Annotated in this window: 19 protein-coding genes; 1 reads left to right on the top strand and 18 read right to left on the bottom strand. The window is 42.2% G+C overall.

Features of this window, described 5'->3' with window-relative positions; translation table 11 throughout:
• Positions 1 to 102: 102 nt before the first annotated feature.
• The 7 genes from porU to U5O15_03430 form a co-directional block, all read right to left on the bottom strand.
• Positions 103 to 4,035 (bottom strand): type IX secretion system sortase PorU, encoded by a 3,933-nt coding sequence (gene porU, locus U5O15_03460; GenBank protein ID MDZ7859718.1) that lies wholly within the window; start codon positions 4,033 to 4,035, stop codon positions 103 to 105.
• On the bottom strand, positions 4,035 to 4,439 hold the full coding sequence (locus tag U5O15_03455) for a hypothetical protein (GenBank protein MDZ7859717.1): 405 nt from the start codon (positions 4,437 to 4,439) through the stop codon (positions 4,035 to 4,037). Before U5O15_03455 ends, porU begins: the two co-directional genes overlap by 1 nt.
• A 53-nt stretch (positions 4,440 to 4,492) precedes the next feature.
• A complete protein-coding gene (locus U5O15_03450; GenBank protein MDZ7859716.1) occupies positions 4,493 to 4,663 on the bottom strand; it encodes a Trm112 family protein in 171 nt (56 codons plus the stop codon).
• Positions 4,664 to 4,896: 233 nt separating this feature from the next.
• A complete protein-coding gene (locus U5O15_03445; GenBank protein MDZ7859715.1) occupies positions 4,897 to 5,856 on the bottom strand; it encodes an acetyl-CoA carboxylase carboxyltransferase subunit alpha in 960 nt (319 codons plus the stop codon).
• Positions 5,857 to 5,871: 15 nt separating this feature from the next.
• Positions 5,872 to 6,636: a hypothetical protein gene (locus U5O15_03440; protein MDZ7859714.1), complete on the bottom strand. Its 765-nt coding sequence runs from the start codon at positions 6,634 to 6,636 to the stop codon at positions 5,872 to 5,874.
• Entirely contained in the window at positions 6,617 to 10,045 is a 3,429-nt protein-coding gene (locus U5O15_03435) for a DNA polymerase III subunit alpha (protein MDZ7859713.1), read from the bottom strand. Before U5O15_03435 ends, U5O15_03440 begins: the two co-directional genes overlap by 20 nt.
• A 24-nt stretch (positions 10,046 to 10,069) precedes the next feature.
• Positions 10,070 to 12,259 (bottom strand): hypothetical protein, encoded by a 2,190-nt coding sequence (locus tag U5O15_03430; GenBank protein ID MDZ7859712.1) that lies wholly within the window; start codon positions 12,257 to 12,259, stop codon positions 10,070 to 10,072.
• A 258-nt stretch (positions 12,260 to 12,517) separates the two neighbouring features.
• On the opposite strand from U5O15_03430, the gene U5O15_03425 reads away from it, so the two are divergent.
• Complete coding sequence (locus U5O15_03425; protein ID MDZ7859711.1) at positions 12,518 to 14,308, top strand: peptidylprolyl isomerase; 1,791 nt, start codon at positions 12,518 to 12,520, stop codon at positions 14,306 to 14,308.
• Between the two features lie 96 nt (positions 14,309 to 14,404).
• Here U5O15_03425 and U5O15_03420 read toward each other — a convergent pair whose 3' ends face one another.
• The 11 genes from U5O15_03420 to U5O15_03370 form a co-directional block, all read right to left on the bottom strand.
• A complete protein-coding gene (locus U5O15_03420; GenBank protein MDZ7859710.1) occupies positions 14,405 to 14,650 on the bottom strand; it encodes a twin-arginine translocase TatA/TatE family subunit in 246 nt (81 codons plus the stop codon).
• A gap of 11 nt (positions 14,651 to 14,661) precedes the next feature.
• Entirely contained in the window at positions 14,662 to 14,931 is a 270-nt protein-coding gene (locus U5O15_03415; GenBank protein MDZ7859709.1) for a DUF4321 domain-containing protein, read from the bottom strand.
• Positions 14,932 to 14,951: 20 nt separating this feature from the next.
• Positions 14,952 to 15,395 carry a LytR C-terminal domain-containing protein gene (locus U5O15_03410; GenBank protein ID MDZ7859708.1) on the bottom strand — a complete coding sequence of 148 codons (444 nt, stop codon included), beginning with the start codon at positions 15,393 to 15,395 and terminating at the stop codon, positions 14,952 to 14,954.
• A 62-nt stretch (positions 15,396 to 15,457) separates the two neighbouring features.
• The gene (locus U5O15_03405) at positions 15,458 to 15,937 is read right to left on the bottom strand and encodes an HIT domain-containing protein (protein MDZ7859707.1); all 480 of its coding nucleotides are present in this window, start codon (positions 15,935 to 15,937) and stop codon (positions 15,458 to 15,460) included.
• Entirely contained in the window at positions 15,930 to 16,673 is a 744-nt protein-coding gene (locus U5O15_03400; GenBank protein ID MDZ7859706.1) for an NTP transferase domain-containing protein, read from the bottom strand. The genes U5O15_03405 and U5O15_03400 overlap by 8 nt, the downstream gene beginning before the upstream one ends.
• Positions 16,666 to 17,565, bottom strand: a complete 900-nt coding sequence (panC, locus tag U5O15_03395) for a pantoate--beta-alanine ligase (GenBank protein MDZ7859705.1) — start codon at positions 17,563 to 17,565, stop codon at positions 16,666 to 16,668. Before panC ends, U5O15_03400 begins: the two co-directional genes overlap by 8 nt.
• The gene (gene panB, locus U5O15_03390; protein MDZ7859704.1) at positions 17,540 to 18,397 is read right to left on the bottom strand and encodes a 3-methyl-2-oxobutanoate hydroxymethyltransferase; all 858 of its coding nucleotides are present in this window, start codon (positions 18,395 to 18,397) and stop codon (positions 17,540 to 17,542) included. The genes panC and panB overlap by 26 nt, the downstream gene beginning before the upstream one ends.
• Entirely contained in the window at positions 18,397 to 19,071 is a 675-nt protein-coding gene (locus U5O15_03385) for a deoxynucleoside kinase (GenBank protein ID MDZ7859703.1), read from the bottom strand. Before U5O15_03385 ends, panB begins: the two co-directional genes overlap by 1 nt.
• Positions 19,072 to 19,429: 358 nt before the next feature.
• Entirely contained in the window at positions 19,430 to 19,984 is a 555-nt protein-coding gene (gene folK / locus U5O15_03380) for a 2-amino-4-hydroxy-6-hydroxymethyldihydropteridine diphosphokinase (protein ID MDZ7859702.1), read from the bottom strand.
• Entirely contained in the window at positions 19,953 to 20,315 is a 363-nt protein-coding gene (gene folB, locus U5O15_03375) for a dihydroneopterin aldolase (protein ID MDZ7859701.1), read from the bottom strand. Before folB ends, folK begins: the two co-directional genes overlap by 32 nt.
• A gap of 29 nt (positions 20,316 to 20,344) precedes the next feature.
• Complete coding sequence (locus tag U5O15_03370; protein MDZ7859700.1) at positions 20,345 to 21,499, bottom strand: aminotransferase class I/II-fold pyridoxal phosphate-dependent enzyme; 1,155 nt, start codon at positions 21,497 to 21,499, stop codon at positions 20,345 to 20,347.
• Positions 21,500 to 21,501 lie beyond the last annotated feature (2 nt).

Genomic DNA, 21,501 nt, shown 5'->3' with positions numbered 1-21,501 from the left:
ATACCTGCTTAAAATAATAATCCAGCCCTTACGCGGTCAAGTCTTTTAGTAATAAAGATCCGTACTGATTCTGTCTATCGATGCAGACCTGTCGCTGGTTGATCAGCGCATTAATATCACCTTTCCTTCCGCGGTCTCACTGCGGTTTAACGAATTGTCAAATTCGGCATTGAGAACATATAAATAGGTTCCATTGGCAAGCCTGTTTCCCGAGTGGTCTCTTCCATCCCAGCTGATACTGTTAAAGCCCTCCGAACAAACAAGCTCCCTTCGCCATATCTCAACACCTGAAACTGTAAACACCTTTAAATTGATTTCAGCTCCGCCGCTCAATTGAAAAACAAAATTTGTGTTTTCTCTGAACGGATTCGGAAAATTGAAAATATCAGTAATACTGTAAAGTCCTTCTTCGACAATTTCGAATTGAAGGGTGTCACTCGACATAACTCCCATATTATCAAAAACCTTCGCGACAACGGAATGACTGCCGCGTTCGAACTCTGACTGCAGAAAGTACTCCACAAGGCCGCTTGTGTATGATCCGTAATTGTACTGAAAATTATCAGTTACATATATCGGGTAACCATTTTCATCGAACTCGAGAAAGATCGAATTCTGCGGGTCTGTTCCAATTATGGCAATGCCGTTTTCATCCTCTATTTCAACTACCAGTTTTGAACCGCTTTTGACCTTGGTCGCATTATTTTCAAAATACATATCAATACTCGGAGGGCCGTCATTCTCCATTACAGAATCCCCCTGTAAGACAACTATCGTATCGCAAATACCCGCGCCGTCGGAATTACCGGAGCTTACGTAACTGCTTATTTCGCCGCCTATTCCATAATGGCATCTCAAAGGTACAACAAAATTAGAATTAAATTCTCCGGAAGAAACGTCAGCAGTTCCTCTGAACAAGACAGAGCCTGAATGGTCATAATCGATCCCCAGCGCGTTGAACTGCCTTTTGGCATCTCTGACGATTATATCGGCAGTTCCGTTGAATCCGGAATATATCTCACCACCAGAGATAACAGCCCCTTTCAAATTGTACATATATCCGCTGGAGAGTGTATCGATATCATCGATTACATGCTCAACCATTAATTCCGGCAAGATCAATTTCATAGCAGGGTCTCCAATCAACGTGTATTTTCTGTTATTCCATTCATCACTGATATCAGTCATCTTGGCAAAAAGGAGCGCTCTGCCGACAGGCTGGGTTCCTGACTGGATACTGTCGGGGAATACATTATCCAGAAAGTATGAATCGAGATCTCTGTTCGGAGTACTGTAACTGTAAGTAACTGCTGAAACCGACGCGATTGCCCCTCTGCCTTCGGCTAAAACCAACTCATGCGCCAGACTTTTAGTGAAAATCTGATCGAGGTCCCCGACAGAACATGAAAATCCTAGAAACAGAGGGAGTCTATTTTCGTTTTTCAGAGAATAGATGTCATTCTTCCTCATTACAAGTTCATCCGCGAGCTGTACTGGAGATCCGTGCCCAATATAATTAACTATCAAAGCGCCTTCATTCCATTCCTTCATCAGATCAGCTGTCGCTTCAGGCTTCAAGGAGTTTACAGTCGGATAATCATGGAGATAGATTTCGGTTATATCAAGATAATCCTGCCTGGCAGATAAACTCTTGCTTAACCCTTCCGTGTGGCTCAAATGAACAGTATCAGTGATACTGTTACTTGAAATCTCGTCATCGGCTACAAATACAACTTTGTTTTTCCAGGAACCATAATTATCTAATGCTTCATACCCGAATAGTTTATTCAAAAATACAAAGGGGCTGTTTTCCTTTATCACAGGCAATCTTCCAATCGAGAGATCAACCAGCAGATCGCCCCCTTCATCAAGTTTTACCAGGTAATCGTCAAATTCCATGCTGCCGTCGAAATAATAGGGTATGAAATCTTCCCCCCTTCCCATAATATCCTTAGGATCATAATTACCCTTACCAATCAGAAAAACATATTCAATAACCGGATCCCCGTTTTCTGAATAATTGTCATAGAGGAACTTCAGATAATTACGTATGGCGATTGGATCTTTAAGCCCTCCGGAGAAATTATTATAAACATCTTCTATATCGACGGCCTTAACATATCCGGAGCCTGTTTCCGGAAAATGCTCAGCTCTATACGCGGCAAACTGCCGGGCAGATTGACTGAAAAGATCATTATAAATAACTAACATAGCGGGCGAGGCGGCCTCATCCCTGAGGGAGGGAATATTCCTTGCGTATTCTATGCTTGCGTTTCTGAGACCCGATTCAGAAACGGCAAAATAGTGGTTAGAAGAGGGTGTGAAACTGTCATCAAAACTTATAGTGTCGGCTCTGCTGTCAGCTTCGGTTAAAATAACAGGGTTGAGGTAATCGGAGACATCAAAGATGAACCGTTCCTCTTCTGGAAAACCTCTTAAAACAAAATTCGCGGACCCGCTTGTCTCGGGAGCAAAGAAATCGAGAAAATTGCCCGAAGGATCGGCTATCAGGTACCGGTCGAAAAATATTTCATACCAGTAAATATTCATCTCTATTCCATCATCAGCTTTATCATATTTAAAACTGTTCTCTCCCTCGTTTAACGTTGCGGCTTCGGCAACCAGTATGTCGGTATTAAAGGAATATATCCACTCGAGCTCCCCTACATTTTCTGTATTCAAATAACAATCAGCAGTACCTCCTTCAGTACGAATCAGCCCGATAGTTCGTACCTTGCAATTTGATTCAGCTATATCACTTACGTTAAAGTAATCAGTGTAAGATCCCGATATGTTGGGAGCGAGATTTTTCCAGAGCCATCTGTCTGGGGAAAAAACCGGATCGTATTCATTATCCTCTTCGATATGCAATCTATGTTCATACGTGTTAAGCGTTTCAAGAGAAACGTCATAGGAGGGTGAGACATCCCTTGATTTCATTCTCTTCGCAGTACCTTCAAAATCTCTGCTCCAGGCCATCCAGTAAACATTCCTTGTTTCATAGATATTATCAAATGTATCCTCCCTATCAGTCCCGGGATCCAGATAATCCCGCCACCCCTCGACTCCGACACCGTAAAAAATCACCGATTCACCAGGATCAAAGGTTCCGTCAGATGAGTTGCCCAGAAATTTTATAGCGTGTTCGGACATATGATAATCTGTCTCGAAACTACCGCCGGAATCTATAGAAGCCGGCTGCTGAAATGGTCTTGTCGTTGGATAGACCGGGCTTGAGAATAAACGTATATCTGATGGATCGATATCAGACGGATTGACTCCAAAATTGTACAAATCACTGTAGGTTATCTTGTAGATACCGGGATCATCGACTCTTATCTTTACCCATTCATCAGCGAGGCTGAACTCAAAAGAATAAGGCCCCGCGCTCTGAACCGGCCGTGATTTATTTCTCCATAGTTTTGCCTGCTCCGCGTTTGCAATAAAACGGTCCCGGGGCATATCCAAAACGCCTTCTTTGCCGGACACTTGAGCCTTCGGAAATGTCAGACGGAAAACGATCCTGGAAGAATAGAGAAGTTTTTCATTCTCTTTATCGAAAATTACAGGGCGGATATCAATAAGAGCAATTGGTGTCTTTCTGAAATCTCCCACTCCGGCTATAGTTACAAAATCACTTATATTAATCGCGGCTACCCCGGAACTGTCTTTTACTAATCTCTTGCTCTTGGAATCACCGGCATCAAATATAATTGGTTTGACTCCATCCAGGGTCCGCTTGTTATTCTCGATGATTCTCACTCCAACACCCTTCTTGGAAGTTACTTCGAAGAGATACCTGCGAGCCGGAAGAACCGGAAACCCCTCATACCTTGTTTCTTCAAATCCGGGTATCGTGATTCTGCTTTCTTCTTCATCTCTCGCGTCTCCGGCGGGGGAGATGATCAGAGTATCTATTTTCACCTCTACTGTTACACCGGATATATCGTAGTCAAGAATATTGACTTTCGCGCAATTCGCGATAACAGGAAATATCAGCGCGGCCATCCAGATAATCATAAAGATCTTTTTCATCAGACACTCCATATCAAAAAAATAACAACAGCCATAACGAAGATGACCTGAATCAAAATACTTTTTCTTCCGGTCTTTCTCCCGTGAGAAATAATTCCGGCATGTCCGGGGAACACCTTTTGATCTTCTCTTAACTTACCCGTCTTCCACAAAAGATTCTCAAGGTCAGGTATAACCGCGAAAATACCGCCAAGACAGATAACCAACGAACAACTCCCCGTAAAAACCAGAGTCAGCACAACAGCAACACCTAAGAATATCTCCAATCTCAGACTTTCAAAATCATAATGAGGTATTACATCAAGCAACACGTGACTCAGCAGGCCGCCAATAGACGCGCTGAATACACCAGGGGAGAAATATCCGACTAGAGCTCCAGCGGCAAAATGTGTAAAAACAGTCAATTAGCATACTCCCGCGGTACTTCCGGATCGATGCGGACAGCAGTTACATAAGATCAATCCATTTTAACAGCTTTTTCAATAAGCATCACCGGGATATCATCCTCAATAGGGTATTGCAGCCGGCACTTATCGCAAACCAGATATTCTCCTGAATCATCGCAGGCAACTCCACCCTTGCATTTGGGGCATGCCAGAATTTCCAGAAGTTCTTTTTTTATCGCCATAGTCTACACGCACACCTTCAAAACAAAGAAAAGCCCCTGATTTAGACACAACTCTTCGTATCGTAAATTACAGGGACCTGTAATACTAATTCCTGTTTAATAGCTGACATATATAATTATAGAACATTTAGTACATTAAGGTCAAGTCTTCAAAACGGAAAAACCCGTAATAAAACTTAAAAAATCCACAGAGAAAGCGGCTGCCGGGTACACTCGGGCACACACAAATAAGTTCATCGGTCTGAACTGAATTCACCAATAGAGGTGAACTTTTTAATTCTCCTTTCGAGAAGAAGATCGATAGAGATACTCAAGAGGCTTTCGAATTGATCCTCAATACATTTAGCCAGTTTGAGAGAATTACCTTCCGGATCCCTGTGGGCCGCGCCATGTATTTCATCAATTACTACATCGGCAACATTAAATTCCAGACAATCATCCGAGGTCAGGCGCAGAGATGAAGCCGCGTCAGGCGCTTTGCCTTTATCTTTCCAGAGAATGGCAGCACAACCCTCCGGAGAAATCACCGAATATATTGAATGTTTCATCATTATCACCCTGTCTCCAATACCCAGAGCCAGAGCTCCCCCACTCCCGCCTTCACCTATAATAACAACTACAATCGGGGTTTTTATCTTAAAAACCTCTTTCAAGTTGGACGCTATTGCGACAGGTTGCCCTCTCTCTTCAGCTCCAACACCCGGATAAGCGCCGGGAGTATCCACAAAAGAAAGAATTGGTAAAGAAAATTTTTCTGCCATCTTCATTAGTCTAAGCGATTTTCTAAAACCTTCAGGATTGGCCATCCCGAAGTTGTGTCTCAGCCTGTCTTTTGTATTTCGACCTTTTTCATGTCCAATAACCATAAGTCTTCTCTCTCCCATTGTAGCAACACCGCCTACAATAGCAGGGTCGTCGCCGTAAAACCTGTCCCCATGGAGCTGATGAAAATCGTCGAACATTAAATCCAGATACTGCGACATTGTCGGCCTGTCCGGATGACGGGCAAGCTGAACTTCCTCCCACGGCGTGAGATTCCCGTAAACTTTCTCTTCAAGATCGCCAAGTGTGCTTTTAAGCTTCTTTATCTCTTTGGACTCTACTGAAAAGCCCTTTTGCTTAAGGGTTTCTATCCTGTTTTCAAGATCTATTATTGGGGTTTCGAATTGTAGGTTCTTCGTATTTCCAGTCATTATTCCAACCAATCATCAGAAATAGTTCACGTAAGAAATTCCCACAGCTCTGGAAATCCCTGAATTCGCCGTATAATTATCAAGCAGATCTTTGAATAAGAATTTTAACCTCAGATTCTCTTTGTAATCGATGCGAACGCCGGTATCCAGATAACCCTTTCCCCTCGTCAAGCACGAGGGAATGTCACCGTTGTCATCATCGTAAGCTCCGCTGTATTCAACCATAAGGACCAGTCCGCTGAAAGCTTCGAGGGTCAACCCCGCGAATAGATCCGGTCCTTCTTCATATTTGTTCTCAAGTGAATAATTAACACCACAGTGCAGTGAAAAATACCTGAGCATATAGTAACTTTTGCTCAGCACCGCGTAAAACCCCTTAGACTTACGTTCGTATCGTTCCCAATTTTGCAGCCATCTTTCCTGCCCTTGAGTATTGATTCCCACAGCAAGAGCCGGACCTCCGATTATTTCCTCAATTAATCTCAACCTTATTCTTATTCCCGGCCGGTCATTACTAGTTATTTCACCGCGGCCAATGAAATTCTGAAGTCCAAATGAGACACCGATCATCAAACGGTCACGGAACCCGACGTCGCAGCCGAACAAGAGACTATTAAGGGGACCGACAGATCCATCGTACATATAACTTCCGTGAGGGATAATCCCGGCCGTTGGACTTTCAACAATCCTTATATCCTCTCTAAACTGCCCGTATGACCGGCCGAAACCCGCGAAAACTATTAAAACCGCCAACAAAAAACTATAAAACAATTTCGACATTTTCTACTCCAGTAATTTTCTCGAGGCTTCTTACAAACTCCAGACTTGGAGATACACTGTAACTCCTCGATCGGACGGAAAACTTATTATCACCATTCTTACACCACTTAAAAAACAACTCTTTCTTTCCCGGAAACCGAGACACGGTTTGTTTTAAAGAAAGAAGTTCCTTTTCATTAAAAAGCTCTGAGCGCAAGCTCAAACATACCTTGCCAGACAAGTAATTCAGCGCGCTGTCAATGGAGAAAATTTTGTCAGCTATCACTTTGCTTTCACCCCTGTCCTTCGAAGAAATCTTTCCCTTTATCACTACGAGATTTTCCTCTCTCAATTCCTCTCTGCAACTCTGATAACAGCTTGAAAACACAATAACTTCAAATGAACCCAGAAAATCCTCCATCCCCACAAATGCCATTGACTTACCGCGCCTGTCGAGAATAACCCTGACACTTGTAATCAGCCCCGCGATAACAACATTCTTTTTGCTCTTTTTCTCCGAAAGAGCGCAGCTCTCAGTGTTTACTATATGGCTTAGAACGCCCTTATAACTGTCGAGAGGGTGTCCCGAAAAATAAAAGCCCAGTGACTCCTTCTCATTTTTCAGTCTCTCACTTTCATCCCATGGAGGAACATCTTCAAGCTCTATCATATCAGACATCGACGGATTTTCGAAGAAGCCGAGAAATGTCTGTCCCCTGTCTCTTTCACTCTGACGCTTCTGGGCGTGAGCCAGAATCGTGTCAAGAGTTGCCATCTTCTGTGACCTGGTCCCGGGCAAACTGTCAGTTGCTCCGCTTCTTATCATACTCTCGAGAGCGCGTCTGTTGATACTTCGCAGATTGACCCTTTCACATAAATCATACAGATCCACAAAGGGACCGTCTTTCCTGGCATCAACAATAGCTTCAGCGGCGGGAACACCCATATTCTTAATTGCCACCAGTCCATAGGTTATTTCTCCATTTGATAGATCAAACTCTTTGCCGCTTGAATTCACGTCTGGTCCCCGTAAGACTATTTCCAGATTGTGACATTCTTCAAGTAATATCATAAGCCGATCTGTGTTTCCCATATCATTTGTCATAGCCGCTGCCATAAAAGCTGCCGGATAATGCACTTTTAAATAAGCCGTCTGCATAGATACCATGGCATAGGCGGCGGAATGTGATTTGTTGAATCCGTAACCGGCGAAATGTGCCATTAGTTCAAATATTCTATCCGCTATCTTCTCATTTATCCCCCGCTCAACCGCTCCTTTTACAAAGAGCTCCTTCTGCTGAGACATAATGCTCTTTTTCTTCTTACCCATCGCGCGCCTGAGAATATCAGCCTGCCCCATTGAAAATCCCGCCAGATCACTGGCCACACGCATTACCTGTTCCTGATATAATATTACTCCATAAGTATCTTTGAGAATCGGCTCCAGCATGGGGTGTTCATAAGTGATCTTCTTTTTACCATGTTTACATTTGATAAAGTCTGTAACCATATTGCTGCCAAGAGGTCCCGGACGATACAGAGCGTTTATAGCCGTTACGTCTCCGAAGTTAGTGGGTTGTATTTTTTTCAAGAGTTCACGCATACCCTCGCTTTCAAGCTGAAAAACAGCTACAGTTTTCCCCTCTCCAAGGAATTTGAATGTTTCCGGATCTTCGATTGGTATATCTTCGATTGACAGTTTCAGTCCCTCATGTTTCTCTATCAGGATAAGAACGTTCTGTATATGAGAAAGTGTTTTAAGCCCCAGTATATCTATTTTCAACAGTCCTATGCTGTCGAGAATTTTCATCTCGTACTGTGTTGTTATTTCACCTTTACTCGACCTGTAAAGGGGAACATGGTTAACAAGGGGGGTTGGGGTTATAACAAGGCCGGCAGCGTGAGTAGACGCGTGTCTGGCAAGTCCTTCAAGAGAAAGAGAAAGGTCGAGAAGTTTTTTTATGGATTTATCATTATTATATAGATTCTTTAGTTCAGGTACATCTTTTATCGCGTCAGATAGATTTACGCCCGGTTGAGCGGGAATCATTTTCGCCAATTTGTCCACTTCTCCGTATGGGACCCTCAATACCCTGCCGACATCCCTTATAACAGCTCTTGCCGCCATTCTTCCAAATGTTATTATCTGACAGACATTTTCCTTGCCATAAGTCGACACAACATGATCAATCACTTCCTGCCTTCTGTTATCACAAAAATCAATATCTATATCCGGCATCGACACTCGTTCCGGATTTAGAAAACGCTCGAAGATAAGTTCATTCTCTAAGGGATTAATACTTGTGATACCAAGAATATAGCAAACCAGACTTCCCGCGGCCGACCCCCGGCCGGGACCAACAGCTATACCGGCTTCCTTGGCAAATTTAACAATATCCCAGACAATAAGGAAGTAACTTGAGAACCCCATTTCTCTGATAATTTCAAGCTCGTATTTAATCCTCTCGATTACATCATCATTGATTTCTCCAAGCACTTCCCCGGCACCCTCCATAACGAGGTGCTCAAGATATTCGTCCGGAGATGCAAACTGGCTTGGTATGGGTGACTTGGGAAGCTGTGTTTTTTTATCCTTAAGCTTCAGGTTGCATCTTTCAGCAATATTCAGTGTGTTCCTTAATGCTTCTTTATGATCGGTGAAAAGAGCTTCCATTTGCTCGGGTGATTTTAGATAAGTCTCGGGATTTGATCTCAGAACCCTGTTTTCATCGTCAAGATCTTTCCCTGTCTGAAGACAGAGAAGAACATCATGAGCTTCATGTTCTTCGGCGCCGCAATAATGACAGTCATTGGTTGCCACTAAAGGCAACTTAAGATCACGCGCGAGATCAGTTAACTTTGGAATAAGAAGTAACTCCCTTTCTATTCCGTGGTTCTGTATCTCAATAAAAAAGTCCCCTTCATGAAAAATTGATTCCAGTCTCCTCGCGAAGATCACAGCCTCATCCTTTTTGCCGGCATAAAGGAGTTTAGCAATACTTCCCTGGATACAGCCGCTCAACCCTATCAGGCCTTCTGAATAAGTCTCCAGAATGTCGAGGTCTATCCGGGGTTTGTAGTAAAACCCCTTTGTGTAAGCAATTGAGGAAAGTTTAAGAAGATTTTTGTATCCTGTATTGTTTTTTACCAGAAGAACCAGATGATCGTTCTTCTTTTGAGCGTCTTTGCCTCTCTTGTCAATTCCATCTCTCGCCAGATAGGTCTCCATTCCAACTATCGGCTTTATTCCCACCCTGAGAGCCTCTCTGTAGAATGGCACGGCACCGTACATATTACCGTGGTCAGTAAGCCCCACGGCAGTCATTCCCATATCGGAAGCTCTCTTAACAAGGTCTCTGATTCTGATCGCTCCATCGAGAAGGCTGTATTCAGAATGGTTGTGAAGATGTATGAAGCCGGCATTACTCATCGAGGGTGCTCCCCAACTTAAGAATTATTCCACAATAAACTCGAAATCTTTAACTGCAATATTACCAACCCTGTCCCCTATCTCTACTCTAAGTGATACCTTTCCTCTCGATCGGGACGATGGAACAGGTATGTATAATTTTTCTCGAATATCATCCCATTGGCTAACGGTCCATTCGCCATTCCATGTAACCTTTGACGAATATGAATCAACTCCGCTTCCTTCATCCTCGATCGGGATATAATAAATGTATTTCTTGAAAAATCCACTGCCTGAAGGACTCTCGGTTTTTTCGAAGTTTCCCAGTCTCGGAGGAAGTCCGTCTCTAAAATATGCGTATGTGCCCTTCTTATCAAGTTCGACAGCCCCTCCCTCCATTTCCGGTACACCAACGCAGCGCCATGCTGAATCACCGGCGTCAAATCTGAAAAGCCCCACACCATCTCCGAAATTACCGGATATCTTAATGGATTCAAACAAATAATCTTCCGCGAAATCCAGATTAAAAGGAGCCCGGATCATATCCATTCCGTTGCCGGTGCCCACCTGTAAAGATACGGAATTGACTATACATGGAACTTTGCCATTTAACGAGGGTGATTCCAGGTCAATCCTTAAACTGTCGGATATTCTTAAAGAGACCTTCCCGCCTGATTTCAGAATGACAATCCGGGCAGCGTGATAATCATCAAATTCATATCCCCTATAATCTCTTCCCCTGATATGAAATAGATTTTCTCCATTTTCCACTGTTTCATATTCTAAACGGGCAAGATATAATTTCTCTTTAAGCTCTTCGACCTTAAGAGACAAAACTCTGTTTCGGCCGATAAATTCAACTAACGGAAGAGAGGCCAATATTCTGTCGGTCTTGATTAGAAGAGCCAAAGCTTCGGGCAGGCGCCTGACATTACACTGGGAGAAAACCATATCTTCCCCGATCTTCGGCCGGGGAGAAGCAAAACGTTTACTGACTGAAGCCCCTTCATCATCAGTCACTTCATATTTGTAAACAGCGCTTTTTACCTTAGAAACTAACGCGTTAGCGTACTTTCCGGTATCACGGAGAGTCAGAGGATTCCAGCTTTCACCGCCATCTAAGGATTCAAACAACTTTTCATCTACCGTGCCGCCGTCCAGATCGATAGAAGACACCACAGCTTCATAAGCATTATCCAGTTTCTTTGCGGTCTGAATCCGAGGATAGTCATGCAGAGCAAAATTAAAAAGAGCTTTTGCCTTATTGCCCGATGAATCGCTTACTATCAACTCGCCTCGGTGTAGACCCTTCTTCAAAAACGTAAGATCGGTCCTGCTGCTATCAGAACAAATAACACCGTTCCCCGCACGATCTGATCGCGAATTACCCTTCTTTCTGAATAGAAGATTAAATCTATCCGTCCAGGAATCATCATATATATCAAATTCATAATCAATTTCGCCGCTCTGTCCGTAAGAGAAAGTTCTGTTTTCGATACGGTATAAAAGATTTCCATCAACGAACAATTCTATAGAGAAAGGGCCCATCTTGTAACCTCCGACACTCTGCTCATCCCACGCTGAAACTCCGAACCCAAATACGCCGTCAAGTTGAAGGGTGTCTGTGTTTTCATATAAATTTGTTTCTTTTGCCCTGAAAAACTTAATTTCCGATGAATAATCTTTTCCTGTTCTACTTCCGTATTCGAGAGGAATAACTTCGAGTGCTGAAATGATTGGAGGAGCCTTATCCGGAACCTCATAAATGTTCAAAAGAGGATTAATCGGATTACCGGCGGAGCCTCTAATCTCAAAATGAAGATGAGGGGCTTTTGTACCTGCCCAGCCGGCAAAAGCGAGGGTGTCCCCTCTTTCGAATCTGTAGATACCGTCTCTAAGAAACATGTCAGACCAATTATTTCCGGATTCCAGCATTTTATAATACTGAAGAGAGTCAAGAGCGGCGTCAAAACTATGAAGATGCGCGTAGACGGCTGTTTTACCGTTAAAAAGCCTTAAATAAAGAGCTCTCCCGTAACCGGCCGGCTGGACCTTGATCCTCTTGACATAACCGCCGCTGACAGCGATACATGGAATACCAACTCGACCGAAACAGCGGATATCTATCCCCGCGTGATAGTGTCCTTCCCTGTACTCGCTAAAAGTAGAACTTATTTGCGCATTACCCGTCATTGGCCACATATAGCCATCATCGGCAGTTAATGATACTGACACAAACAAGACGATAACCGATATGATAATTCCCTTATTCATTCCAGAATCAAATTAACACCCCTTGTATTCTTATGTCAACTACTCTGAAAAAGTTTGCGCGACAGGTCATTTTATGCTAATTTGCATAGATACGGATAATGAGTATTGAGCCGCCATATAAAGATTGACGACTCAATCTTTATTAAATAGTTTTATTTTTATAAATGTAATTGATAGTTTTATTTATGCTTTTTTCACTTTTAAAAAAGGAAACAATGTATGCTTAAAGTCTTAAGAGAAAAAACCAAAACTATCCTCTGGATAGTTATTGTTGCTTTTGTTGGTACAATTTTCGTCGCCTGGGGCATGGGAAACAGAGATTCAAATACTCAAGACAATAAATCCAATATTGTAGGTAGTGTAAACGGGGTGGAGATAGACAGGTCGATTTATTCCCGAAACAAGTCAATGCTTTACAATCAGCTGAAAGAGGAAAGGGGAGATAACTACACACCAGGCGAAACTGAGGAATATATGATTGATAATCAGGCCTGGGAAATGACTATTCAGGATTTTTTGTTCCGTGAAGGTATTAATAAATTAGGTATCAGTGTTACAGACAAAGAACTTGTTAGCTTTCTTCGCAACAACCCGCATCCTTCACTTCAGGAGACGTTTACAGACAATAAGGGGAATTTCAGCTATCAGGAATATCTTAAAGCCCTTTCCGACCCTTCAAATGATTGGACTGACCTCGAGAACTGGGGGCGCCAGACACTGCCGAAATTTAAACTTGAAACACTGCTTTCGGCAAAGGTGAATATCTCCGAAAGAGAGGTTCTCGAACAATTCAAAAAGGAAACAGTAAAAGTTAAGGCAAAGTACGTTTCAATCCCCTTTGAAGAAAGATCTGATTTTGAACCATCGGAAAAAGAATTGAGTGAACAATACAAGAAGCTCTCTGATGAATTTGTCGAACCGGAGAAACGTAAAATCAAACTTCTTGAAATTAAATACGAACCTACTCAGCGTGATTTCAGAGAAGTAAGAAACAGCATGAATGAAATAAAATCAGAGATTCTAGATGGTACTGATTTTATAGAAGCCGCTAAAAATTACTCACAGGATCTGAAAACAGCAGAAAATGGGGGAGACCTCGGCTTTTTTGGTAAAGGGCAAATGGACCCCGAATTTGAGAAAGCGGCATTCTCCTTGAGTATAGGTGAAATCAGCGATCCAGTTAAAACTGAAGCCGGTTATCATCTGATAAAAGTAGAAGATAAGAAGACTGAAAATGGAGAAGAGAAAGTTCACGCCAGACATATCCTTATGAAAGTAACACCCGGATATGAGACACAGGATTCACTCTCTACAATTGTTCGTAATGTTATAGAGAAAGTCGAATCCACAAGTTTCGAGGAGGGTGTGAAAGCCTTGGGGCTTTCAACAAAAGAAATTCAATTAACCAGACACAGTTTCATTGAAGGCATAGGTTACTCTCCAAAAATATCTGATTTTGCGTTCAATCACGATAAAGGGAGCGTTAGTTCAGCTATTGAAACGAATAATTCAATATATTTTCTGAAAATCCTCAAGATAATCCCCGAAAGCAAAAAACCTTTCGAAGAAATCAAAGATGAACTTAAAGATAAAGTGATAAAGGAAAAACTTGAACATGGCGCGCTTGAAAAAAGTAAAAAACTGAGGAAAGAAGCTCTCGACGGCAGCCTTGAATCCATGGCCGAAAATAATAATCTTCAAGTCGTGGAAACTCCTCTTTTCACTAGAAATAACCCCCCTGAGGGTTTTAACCCAAATTCATTATTCACCAAGGCATGTCACCTGTTGCCTCTTAACACTCTCAGCAAACCTGTTAAAGTGAGTAATAGTTATTACATAATTATAGTTACAGAAAGAACCGAGCCCGACATGACCAAGTTCTCAGAAAACAGGGAAGAAATCATTACAGAAATACGCAGAAATAAAACAAGACAGGTAATATCTGATTGGTATTCAGAGCTGAGGGATAATGCTGAGATAAAGGATTACAGAATCAAGACTCTTAAATGATCTATCATCCTGATCCTCTGTAACGGTTATGTCAATAAGTGCGTTGAACTCTTTTTAGATTCTAATAAAATAATTTTTCAGCTGCAGACTATCAGATTATCCGCGCTTCTCTTCATCCTCAGTTATCTCTTCTGTTGAGGATTCGACCTCATCCTTGATATCCTTAGATGCCTTCTTGAATTTCCGCAAAGATTTTCCAATAGCTTCCGCTACATCAGGCAACCTCTTAGGACCAAAAAAAATCAGGATCAGAACCAGAACTATTATAAGTTCAGACCATCCAAAGGGGCCAATCAGAAGAAACCTGTTCGAAACAGCCGCTAACATAATATCACAGAACATAATAGCACCTTCTAACAATATAACCTCATCATGAACGCTACAATAACTATCCCAAGAACACTAATTAAATTAACTTTTAGGGAAAACCCAATAGTAAAAGTAAACACAATTAAATCGCAGAAAACCGGGCCAACATGAAATTCACTTCCCGATATAAACAATTTTTCTATTACACTCCCGTCAGGTAAAAGAATCCCGATTACTTCTCCAACAACACTTCCGAGAATTACTCCCAGAAAAAAAATTAGCGCTACCAATCCTATGCGTCTTCTTACTGCCACCTGCAACTCCTTCACCTAAATTATTTATAATCCGTCATTCTTATTTTTAGATCATGCCAGTCTCTTCCAATAATAAAAGTAACATCCACTTTAGGATTCTCCTGTATTTGCTTCAGCACCCTTGAACAACCAAGACGTTTCTCGAGAATTTTCATAAGCTCAGGATTACCCTTTCTATCAATTAACAATGACTGGTTATAATCAAATTCTTCAGCGTTACCTTCTATTAGAATGTCGATCCCCATTCTCCTGAGTCTTCTAGTTGTTTTTCTTGCCAGGTCATCTTCCCCCGTTCCATTTAAAACCTCCATCTGGAAAGGGATTTCGGTTGATGCAAAATATCTTCCTATATGCAACCATTTTATACTGACAGACACTACCATCAACAGAATAACAAGAATAAAGGCTATCCTGAAAAGGGGAACTTTCTTCTTTCCACTCTTTCTACTCTTTCTACTAACCAACTGCAGACATCCCGGACAAACAATATCACCTTAAAATAAACAATAAATATCAATAATGGCCGTCACCTGTTAAAATAAGATTTAAGATTATCATAACTTGAACCCAATTCTTCCGAAACAACCCTCAGTTCCGCTATTGAAGACATAAAATTAGTGTCCCCCTCCCATCTGGGCACAATGTGAAAATGAAGATGTCCGGTTATGCCGGCCCCCGCGGCGGCCCCCCTGTTGACTCCAACATTGATACCGTCGGGATTATACGCCTTGTCGAGAGCGCGTTCAGCTTCGGCGAGCATCCGGATCAATTCAATTCCCTCCTCCTCGGTAATATCAGACAAATTATTTATATGCCGTTTTGCCACAACCATAATATGCCCGTTTGTATAAGGAAATATGTTCAATATCGTAAACCAGTGATCACCTCTTTGTAGAATGCCAACCCGGGCATCTTCCTGCTCGTTCTGAATATCACAGAAGAGACAACCGGATTCTTTCGGCATTGAAAAATACTTACTTCTCCATGGAGCGTATACTCTATCCATCAACTATCAACCTTTCAGCTTCCTCGAGCTGTTCGGAAGTATTAATTCCAATAACTTCTAATCTGTTCTTACAACGAAACACACCCGTTTTCCGATCATCTCGGTTTAAAACGGCCATAACATCAGTGAGATAGTACTCCGCTTGACTGTTCTTTCTGTTCACTTTTTCAAGAGCCTTAAAAAGCTCACTGCTCTGAAAGCAGAAAATTCCGCTGTTAACCTCATTTACTTTAAGTTCTTTATCACTCGCGTCACGGTGTTCAACAATTTTATCCAAACCCCCGGAGCTATCACGGATTATTCTACCATAACCTTCAGGGTTTTCCATAACAGTAGATAAAACAGTGGCGCTATTATTATTTTCTCCGTGAAAGTGTATAAACTCCCTCAACGTTTTAGAGTTCAGAAGGGGGGTATCTCCCGTTAAGACGATAATTGTACCAGTCCCTTTTTCAAGATTGTCTCTTGCCATCATAACAGCGTGACCTGTCCCCAATCTCTCTTCCTGTAGAACAAACTCCAAATTTTCATCTTTGAATTCATCAATTATTGCTTCGGACTGATAACCCACAACTAAAACAATTCTATCGGGGTTTATCTCCCTTACGGAGTTGACCACATACCTTATCATCGGGATACCCCTTAATTTGTGAAGTACCTTGGCAAGATCGGATTTCATCCTCGTACCTTCACCCGCGGCCAGTATCAGAGCTGAAAATCCGGATTTACTATTCATAGCTGCTCCAATTTGGAAATTCGAGAAGTACTTCTTCGACAGAATCATCTTCAATTTTAACCGCAATATTGTCGATCAGACGAACATCTCCCAGTCTGGCGGCAACAGCAACCAGGATTACATTTTCTATACGGCTTACAGCCTCCATTGTTTTCCCGTCTACTATCTCAGCGTATTCGACCTGTAGCCCGGCATTTTCAATAATGCTCCTCATACGGCTGGCAATCCTGTCAGGATTCCTCTCGCCCATTTTAATCGAGCTAAAAGCTTCAGACAAGGATTTATACAAAGAAGCCGCGCGAATCATTTCATTATCATCCAAATACCTGTTTCTGGAACTAAGTGCTAATCCGTTATCCTCCCTGATAATGGGACCCAGCACGATCCGTACTGGAAAATTAAGGTCGGCACTCATTCTCTGAATAACTACAGCTTGCTGCGCGTCTTTCTGTCCAAAAAACGCCATATCAGGATCAACAATATTAAAGAGCTTCGAAACAACAAGGGTTACACCGTCAAAATGTCCGGGCCTGAACAATCCGCAAAGACGCCCGGTTATCTTCTCTACCGACACTCTCGTTCTGTCAGACGCGGAATATAAATCTCTAACAGATGGCACAAACAACAGATCACAACCAAGCTCTTCAAGAATAGCCTTATCACTTTGTTCATTTCTGGGATACCGGCTGTAATCCTCTTTTGGCCCAAACTGTTTTGGATTTACAAATATAGATACAACTACTCTGTCACATTTTTCAAGGGCCATTTCGATTAGACTAATATGCCCCCGGTGTAAATCACCCATAGTGGGCACTAAGGCGATATTTTTGCAGTTTTTCTTAAACCCCGCGATTACCTTCCGAACTTCACCGGGAGTCTTTACTACCTTCATTTTTGGCATTTTTTTTCTTTTTCTTTTTTATCGAGTAACTATGCTTCAATTCTGGAAATGATCCCTCTTTAACTTCTTTAATATATTCGGCAACTGCTTTTTTAATTCTATCGCCAATTTGATCATACATCTTTACGAACTTCGGCAGGGGATCTTCATAAATTCCCAGCATATCCTGTATAACCAGTATTTGACCGTCACAATATTCCCCGGCTCCAATACCTATAGTAGGTATTGATACGGTCTCGGTTATTTCTCTGGCAACTTCCCACGGAACACCTTCAATCACAATAGAGCAGCAACCCGCATTTTCTAAGCATTTAGCATCCTCAATCAATTTTTCAGCGGACAGATTATCTTTCCCCTGAATTTTGTACCCACCGATCTGCAATAAACTCTGCGGTGTGAGGCCCAGATGCCCCACAACAGGAATAGAAGCTCTGACTATACCCTTTATTGCGTCGGCGTTTCTCCTTCCACCTTCCAGCTTCACCCCCTCCGCCCTTCCTTCCTTGACAAAGCGTCCCGCGTTCCTGATTGCATCTTCCACGCTTGCCTGATAGGACATAAATGGCATATCTCCAACCACAAAAGCATTTGGTTTAGCTCTTGTAACAGCTTTGAGGTGATGAATAACTTCATCCATGGTAACCGGCAATGTACTTTCATATCCCAACTCGACCATTCCCAGAGAATCACCCACCAGTATAAAGTCGACACCGACTTCGTCGATCAATCTCGTGGTAAGGTAATCGTAAGAAGTTATAGCCGCTATTTTTTCACCCTTCCTCTTCATCTCTCTAAGAACACACTGAGTTATTTTCCTTTTCATCAGAAATCATTCTCCCATGAAGGAACATAATATCTTGTTCCCTCGAACCTCTCAGCAATTTGTGTGAAAAAATCATTGAGGTGTTCTCTGTTTTTAGTAAAATCAAGTTGATCCGTGTTTACAATAAGTAGAGGGGAATCATCATAATGAAAGAAAAAATGATTGAATGCCTCATTTAGATTCTTTAGATATTCCTCTTCAATATTTCTTTCAAAACTTCGCCCTCTTTTCCTTATTCTTTCCATAAGAACTTCGGTATCAGCTTGGAGGTATACAACGAGGTCAGGACGGACAATCTTCCCGTTGAGCAAAGAACAAAGTTTTGTATACAGCCCGAGCTCTTCGTCTCCGAGTACAACATGCGCGTATATTTTGTCCTTATCGAATAAATAATCCGCGACAAGAAGCTCCGCGAAAAGATTCTGCTGAGCTATCTTTACCTGCTGCCTGTACCTGTTTAAGAGAAAGAATATCTGAGTCTGAAAAGCGTATCCCTCAAAATCATCGTAGAATTGCTCCACAAACGGGTTGTCATTCACCTGTTCCAGAAAAAGCCTGGCCCCGGTCTCCTCGGCAATCAAACGCGAGAGAGTAGTCTTTCCCGATGCTATATTCCCCTCTATTGCTATATATTTAACTCCTTCTGACACTAATCTTTCTTTAAAATCTTTCATATCTGTTACGGTAGTTAAAATTAGCACCTGTGTCAACAACAACTAACTTGGAGTTTCCCCGAAAATTCGGCAAGTATTGTAATAACATTGCGAGATACTATCATTTATCAGGATTGGTAAGTGGAATAGGGCTTTCATTGCTGATGAGTGCGGCTGATTGATATTTTCAAAACCCTCCGGAGGGCGAGCGGGCAAGGATTTCTGGCCCGAAGGGGCAGAAAGAGCGAGCCCGAGGCGCAGAGCCAGCGGTTTCCTCGCCGGGGAAACCGACAACGATTTTGAAAATATCAATCAGCCGCATACTGTTACAAATCATCGACTACCTTATAGGTTATAAAAATTGGGGAAACTCCACCAACTAACTGTCTAAAAGCTGTGAACTGGTGTTTATAAAAGATCTCGAAGATACCTTTCTGACCCAACCCGATGAAGGCATCCTCTCGGCGATATCACTTACGGTCATATTATCCGGGGGAACCTTAAAATACGGGCATATTTCCAGCATAGGTTCGAGCACAAAAGATCTCTGCCTAAACATTTTATGAGGAATCTTTAAATCAGGTTTGTTAATTAAGATTTCTCCATACAGAATGATATCTATATCCAGAGGCCTGTCCAATCCCTCTTTTCGGCCAAATCTCTTCTCGAGCTTTTTGCATAGAGATAATAATTCGTAAGGAGCTATGTCAGCCTCGAATACGGCGGCTGAATTGATAAATGTCCCGGAAAAACCGCTTCCCGCGGGCTCTGTTTCATACAGTGAACTAAGCCTTTTCAGACTGAAGTTGTCTAAATCATTCATAGCCTTTACAGCACCTATAATATTGGATTCCCTTTCCCCCAGATTTGACCCGAGAGAAAGTGTAACAATATGTACAGCGCTATTCAGCTTCTCGTTCGATAACAACGGCAACATGTGATAAATTATTTGGAAAAGGTAAGGTCAACTTACGGATCTCAGTCCTGATCTTAGAAACGGGAAAATTAGTAAGTACTTCACGGCATATCGCGTCAGCAAGTGTTTCCAGTAAATTAAACCTGTTATTCTCAACAGTCTGCATTATCTTAGTATATACTCTCTCGTAATTAACTGTATCCTCGAGAGAATCTGTCATGCTTGCCTTAGTAAAATCATGACAATATTCAACGTCGATCTGAAGTTTCTGGCCGATTTTTCTTTCAATTGGAGAAACTCCGTAATAACCGAATACCGTTATACCCTTTAAAACAACTTTTTCTTCCACGAATTACCTCTTTCGACTTCTTTCGCGCTTTAACTGAACACGGCGAGTTTTTCTGCCGCTTTTTTTATTATCTCTGTATCAGCCGTCAGCGATAGACGAATATGCCCTTCACCATACTTCCCAAAACCAACTCCCGGTGTACAGACTATACCTGTTTTTTTCAACAGATATTTACAAAACCGGATTGAATTGAAATCACCAGGTGTTTTGATCCAGAAGTAAAATGTCGCTTGAGGAAAGATATAATCAAATCCGGCTCTGTCAAGCCCGCTTGAGAGGATAGCGCGCCGTTCACGATATACTGACATAATATTCCGTGTTACTTTCTCAAAATCACCATTAAGCATTACAGCAACCGCGTCTTGAACGGCGCTGAAAGCCCCGGAATCAATATTAGCTTTTATTTTCGACAAGTAGGAAATAATATCTTCTGAACCAATTACAAATCCAATTCTCCACCCGGCTATAGAAAGACTTTTTGAGAATGAAAAGAATTCCAGATAAGAAACGTCTGTTTCTCTGGCAACTGGAAACAGGAGGTCAACGGGATGATTAAAGGATATTTCCGAGTAAGCGGCATCATTGGCCAGGACAATATTATTCCTTCTACAATACTCAACCGCGCCGGCAAATTTATCTCTGTCGGCCACAGCTGATGTGGGATTGTTAGGGTAATTTAGAAACATCAATTTGGACTTTCGGGATACTTTATCGCCTATCTCTTCAAACGCGGGCCAGTAGCCGAGCTCTTCAGTCAGCGGCATGGTGTGCGCGTCAGCGCCGGCCAGAACAGCGGAAGAGTTGTACACGGGATATCCGGGATCAGGTATTAAAACAGTATCTCCCGGATCAACAACAGCAAGGGGCAGATGCCCTATTGCTTCTTTGCTTCCTATCGTTACGAGAATTTCCTCATTTTTGAATTCAATATCATACCTCTTTTTCAACCATTCCCGTATAGCCAGCTTCAGACGAGGCAACCCGTCACCTGACGGATAACGATGATATCGCGGATTGTCCAGTGAGTTTATTAAAGCCCTAATAAGCTTGTCAGGAGGGAAAATATCGGGATCTCCAATACCCAGATCAAGTATCTCCGTACCTGACCCTGTGTAAGCCTCTTTCAACCTGTCAATCTCATCGAATAAATATGGAGGCAGCTTCCCCAGTCTATTTGATCGCATAA

This window comes from Candidatus Krumholzibacteriota bacterium (genome assembly GCA_034520215.1).
Taxonomy (GTDB): domain Bacteria; phylum Krumholzibacteriota; class Krumholzibacteriia; order Krumholzibacteriales; family WJIX01; genus JAGHBT01.
Note: the sequence above shows the minus strand (reverse complement) of the source record. Positions and strands in the feature narration are given on the sequence as shown.

Excerpts from the sequence above, each read along its gene's own strand:
- porU (MDZ7859718.1), bottom strand. The coding sequence starts at position 4,035 with ATGAAAAAGATCTTTATGATTATCTGGATGGCCGCGCTGATATTTCCT.
- U5O15_03450 (MDZ7859716.1), bottom strand. The coding sequence starts at position 4,663 with ATGGCGATAAAAAAAGAACTTCTGGAAATTCTGGCATGCCCCAAATGC.
- U5O15_03445 (MDZ7859715.1), bottom strand. The coding sequence starts at position 5,856 with ATGACTGGAAATACGAAGAACCTACAATTCGAAACCCCAATAATAGAT.
- U5O15_03440 (MDZ7859714.1), bottom strand. The coding sequence starts at position 6,636 with ATGTCGAAATTGTTTTATAGTTTTTTGTTGGCGGTTTTAATAGTTTTC.
- U5O15_03435 (MDZ7859713.1), bottom strand. The coding sequence starts at position 10,045 with ATGAGTAATGCCGGCTTCATACATCTTCACAACCATTCTGAATACAGC.
- U5O15_03425 (MDZ7859711.1), top strand. The coding sequence starts at position 12,518 with ATGCTTAAAGTCTTAAGAGAAAAAACCAAAACTATCCTCTGGATAGTT.
- U5O15_03420 (MDZ7859710.1), bottom strand. The coding sequence starts at position 14,650 with ATGTTCTGTGATATTATGTTAGCGGCTGTTTCGAACAGGTTTCTTCTG.
- U5O15_03405 (MDZ7859707.1), bottom strand. The coding sequence starts at position 15,937 with ATGGATAGAGTATACGCTCCATGGAGAAGTAAGTATTTTTCAATGCCG.
- U5O15_03400 (MDZ7859706.1), bottom strand. The coding sequence starts at position 16,673 with ATGAATAGTAAATCCGGATTTTCAGCTCTGATACTGGCCGCGGGTGAA.
- panC (MDZ7859705.1), bottom strand. The coding sequence starts at position 17,565 with ATGAAGGTAGTAAAGACTCCCGGTGAAGTTCGGAAGGTAATCGCGGGG.
- panB (MDZ7859704.1), bottom strand. The coding sequence starts at position 18,397 with ATGAAAAGGAAAATAACTCAGTGTGTTCTTAGAGAGATGAAGAGGAAG.
- U5O15_03385 (MDZ7859703.1), bottom strand. The coding sequence starts at position 19,071 with ATGAAAGATTTTAAAGAAAGATTAGTGTCAGAAGGAGTTAAATATATA.
- U5O15_03370 (MDZ7859700.1), bottom strand. The coding sequence starts at position 21,499 with ATGCGATCAAATAGACTGGGGAAGCTGCCTCCATATTTATTCGATGAG.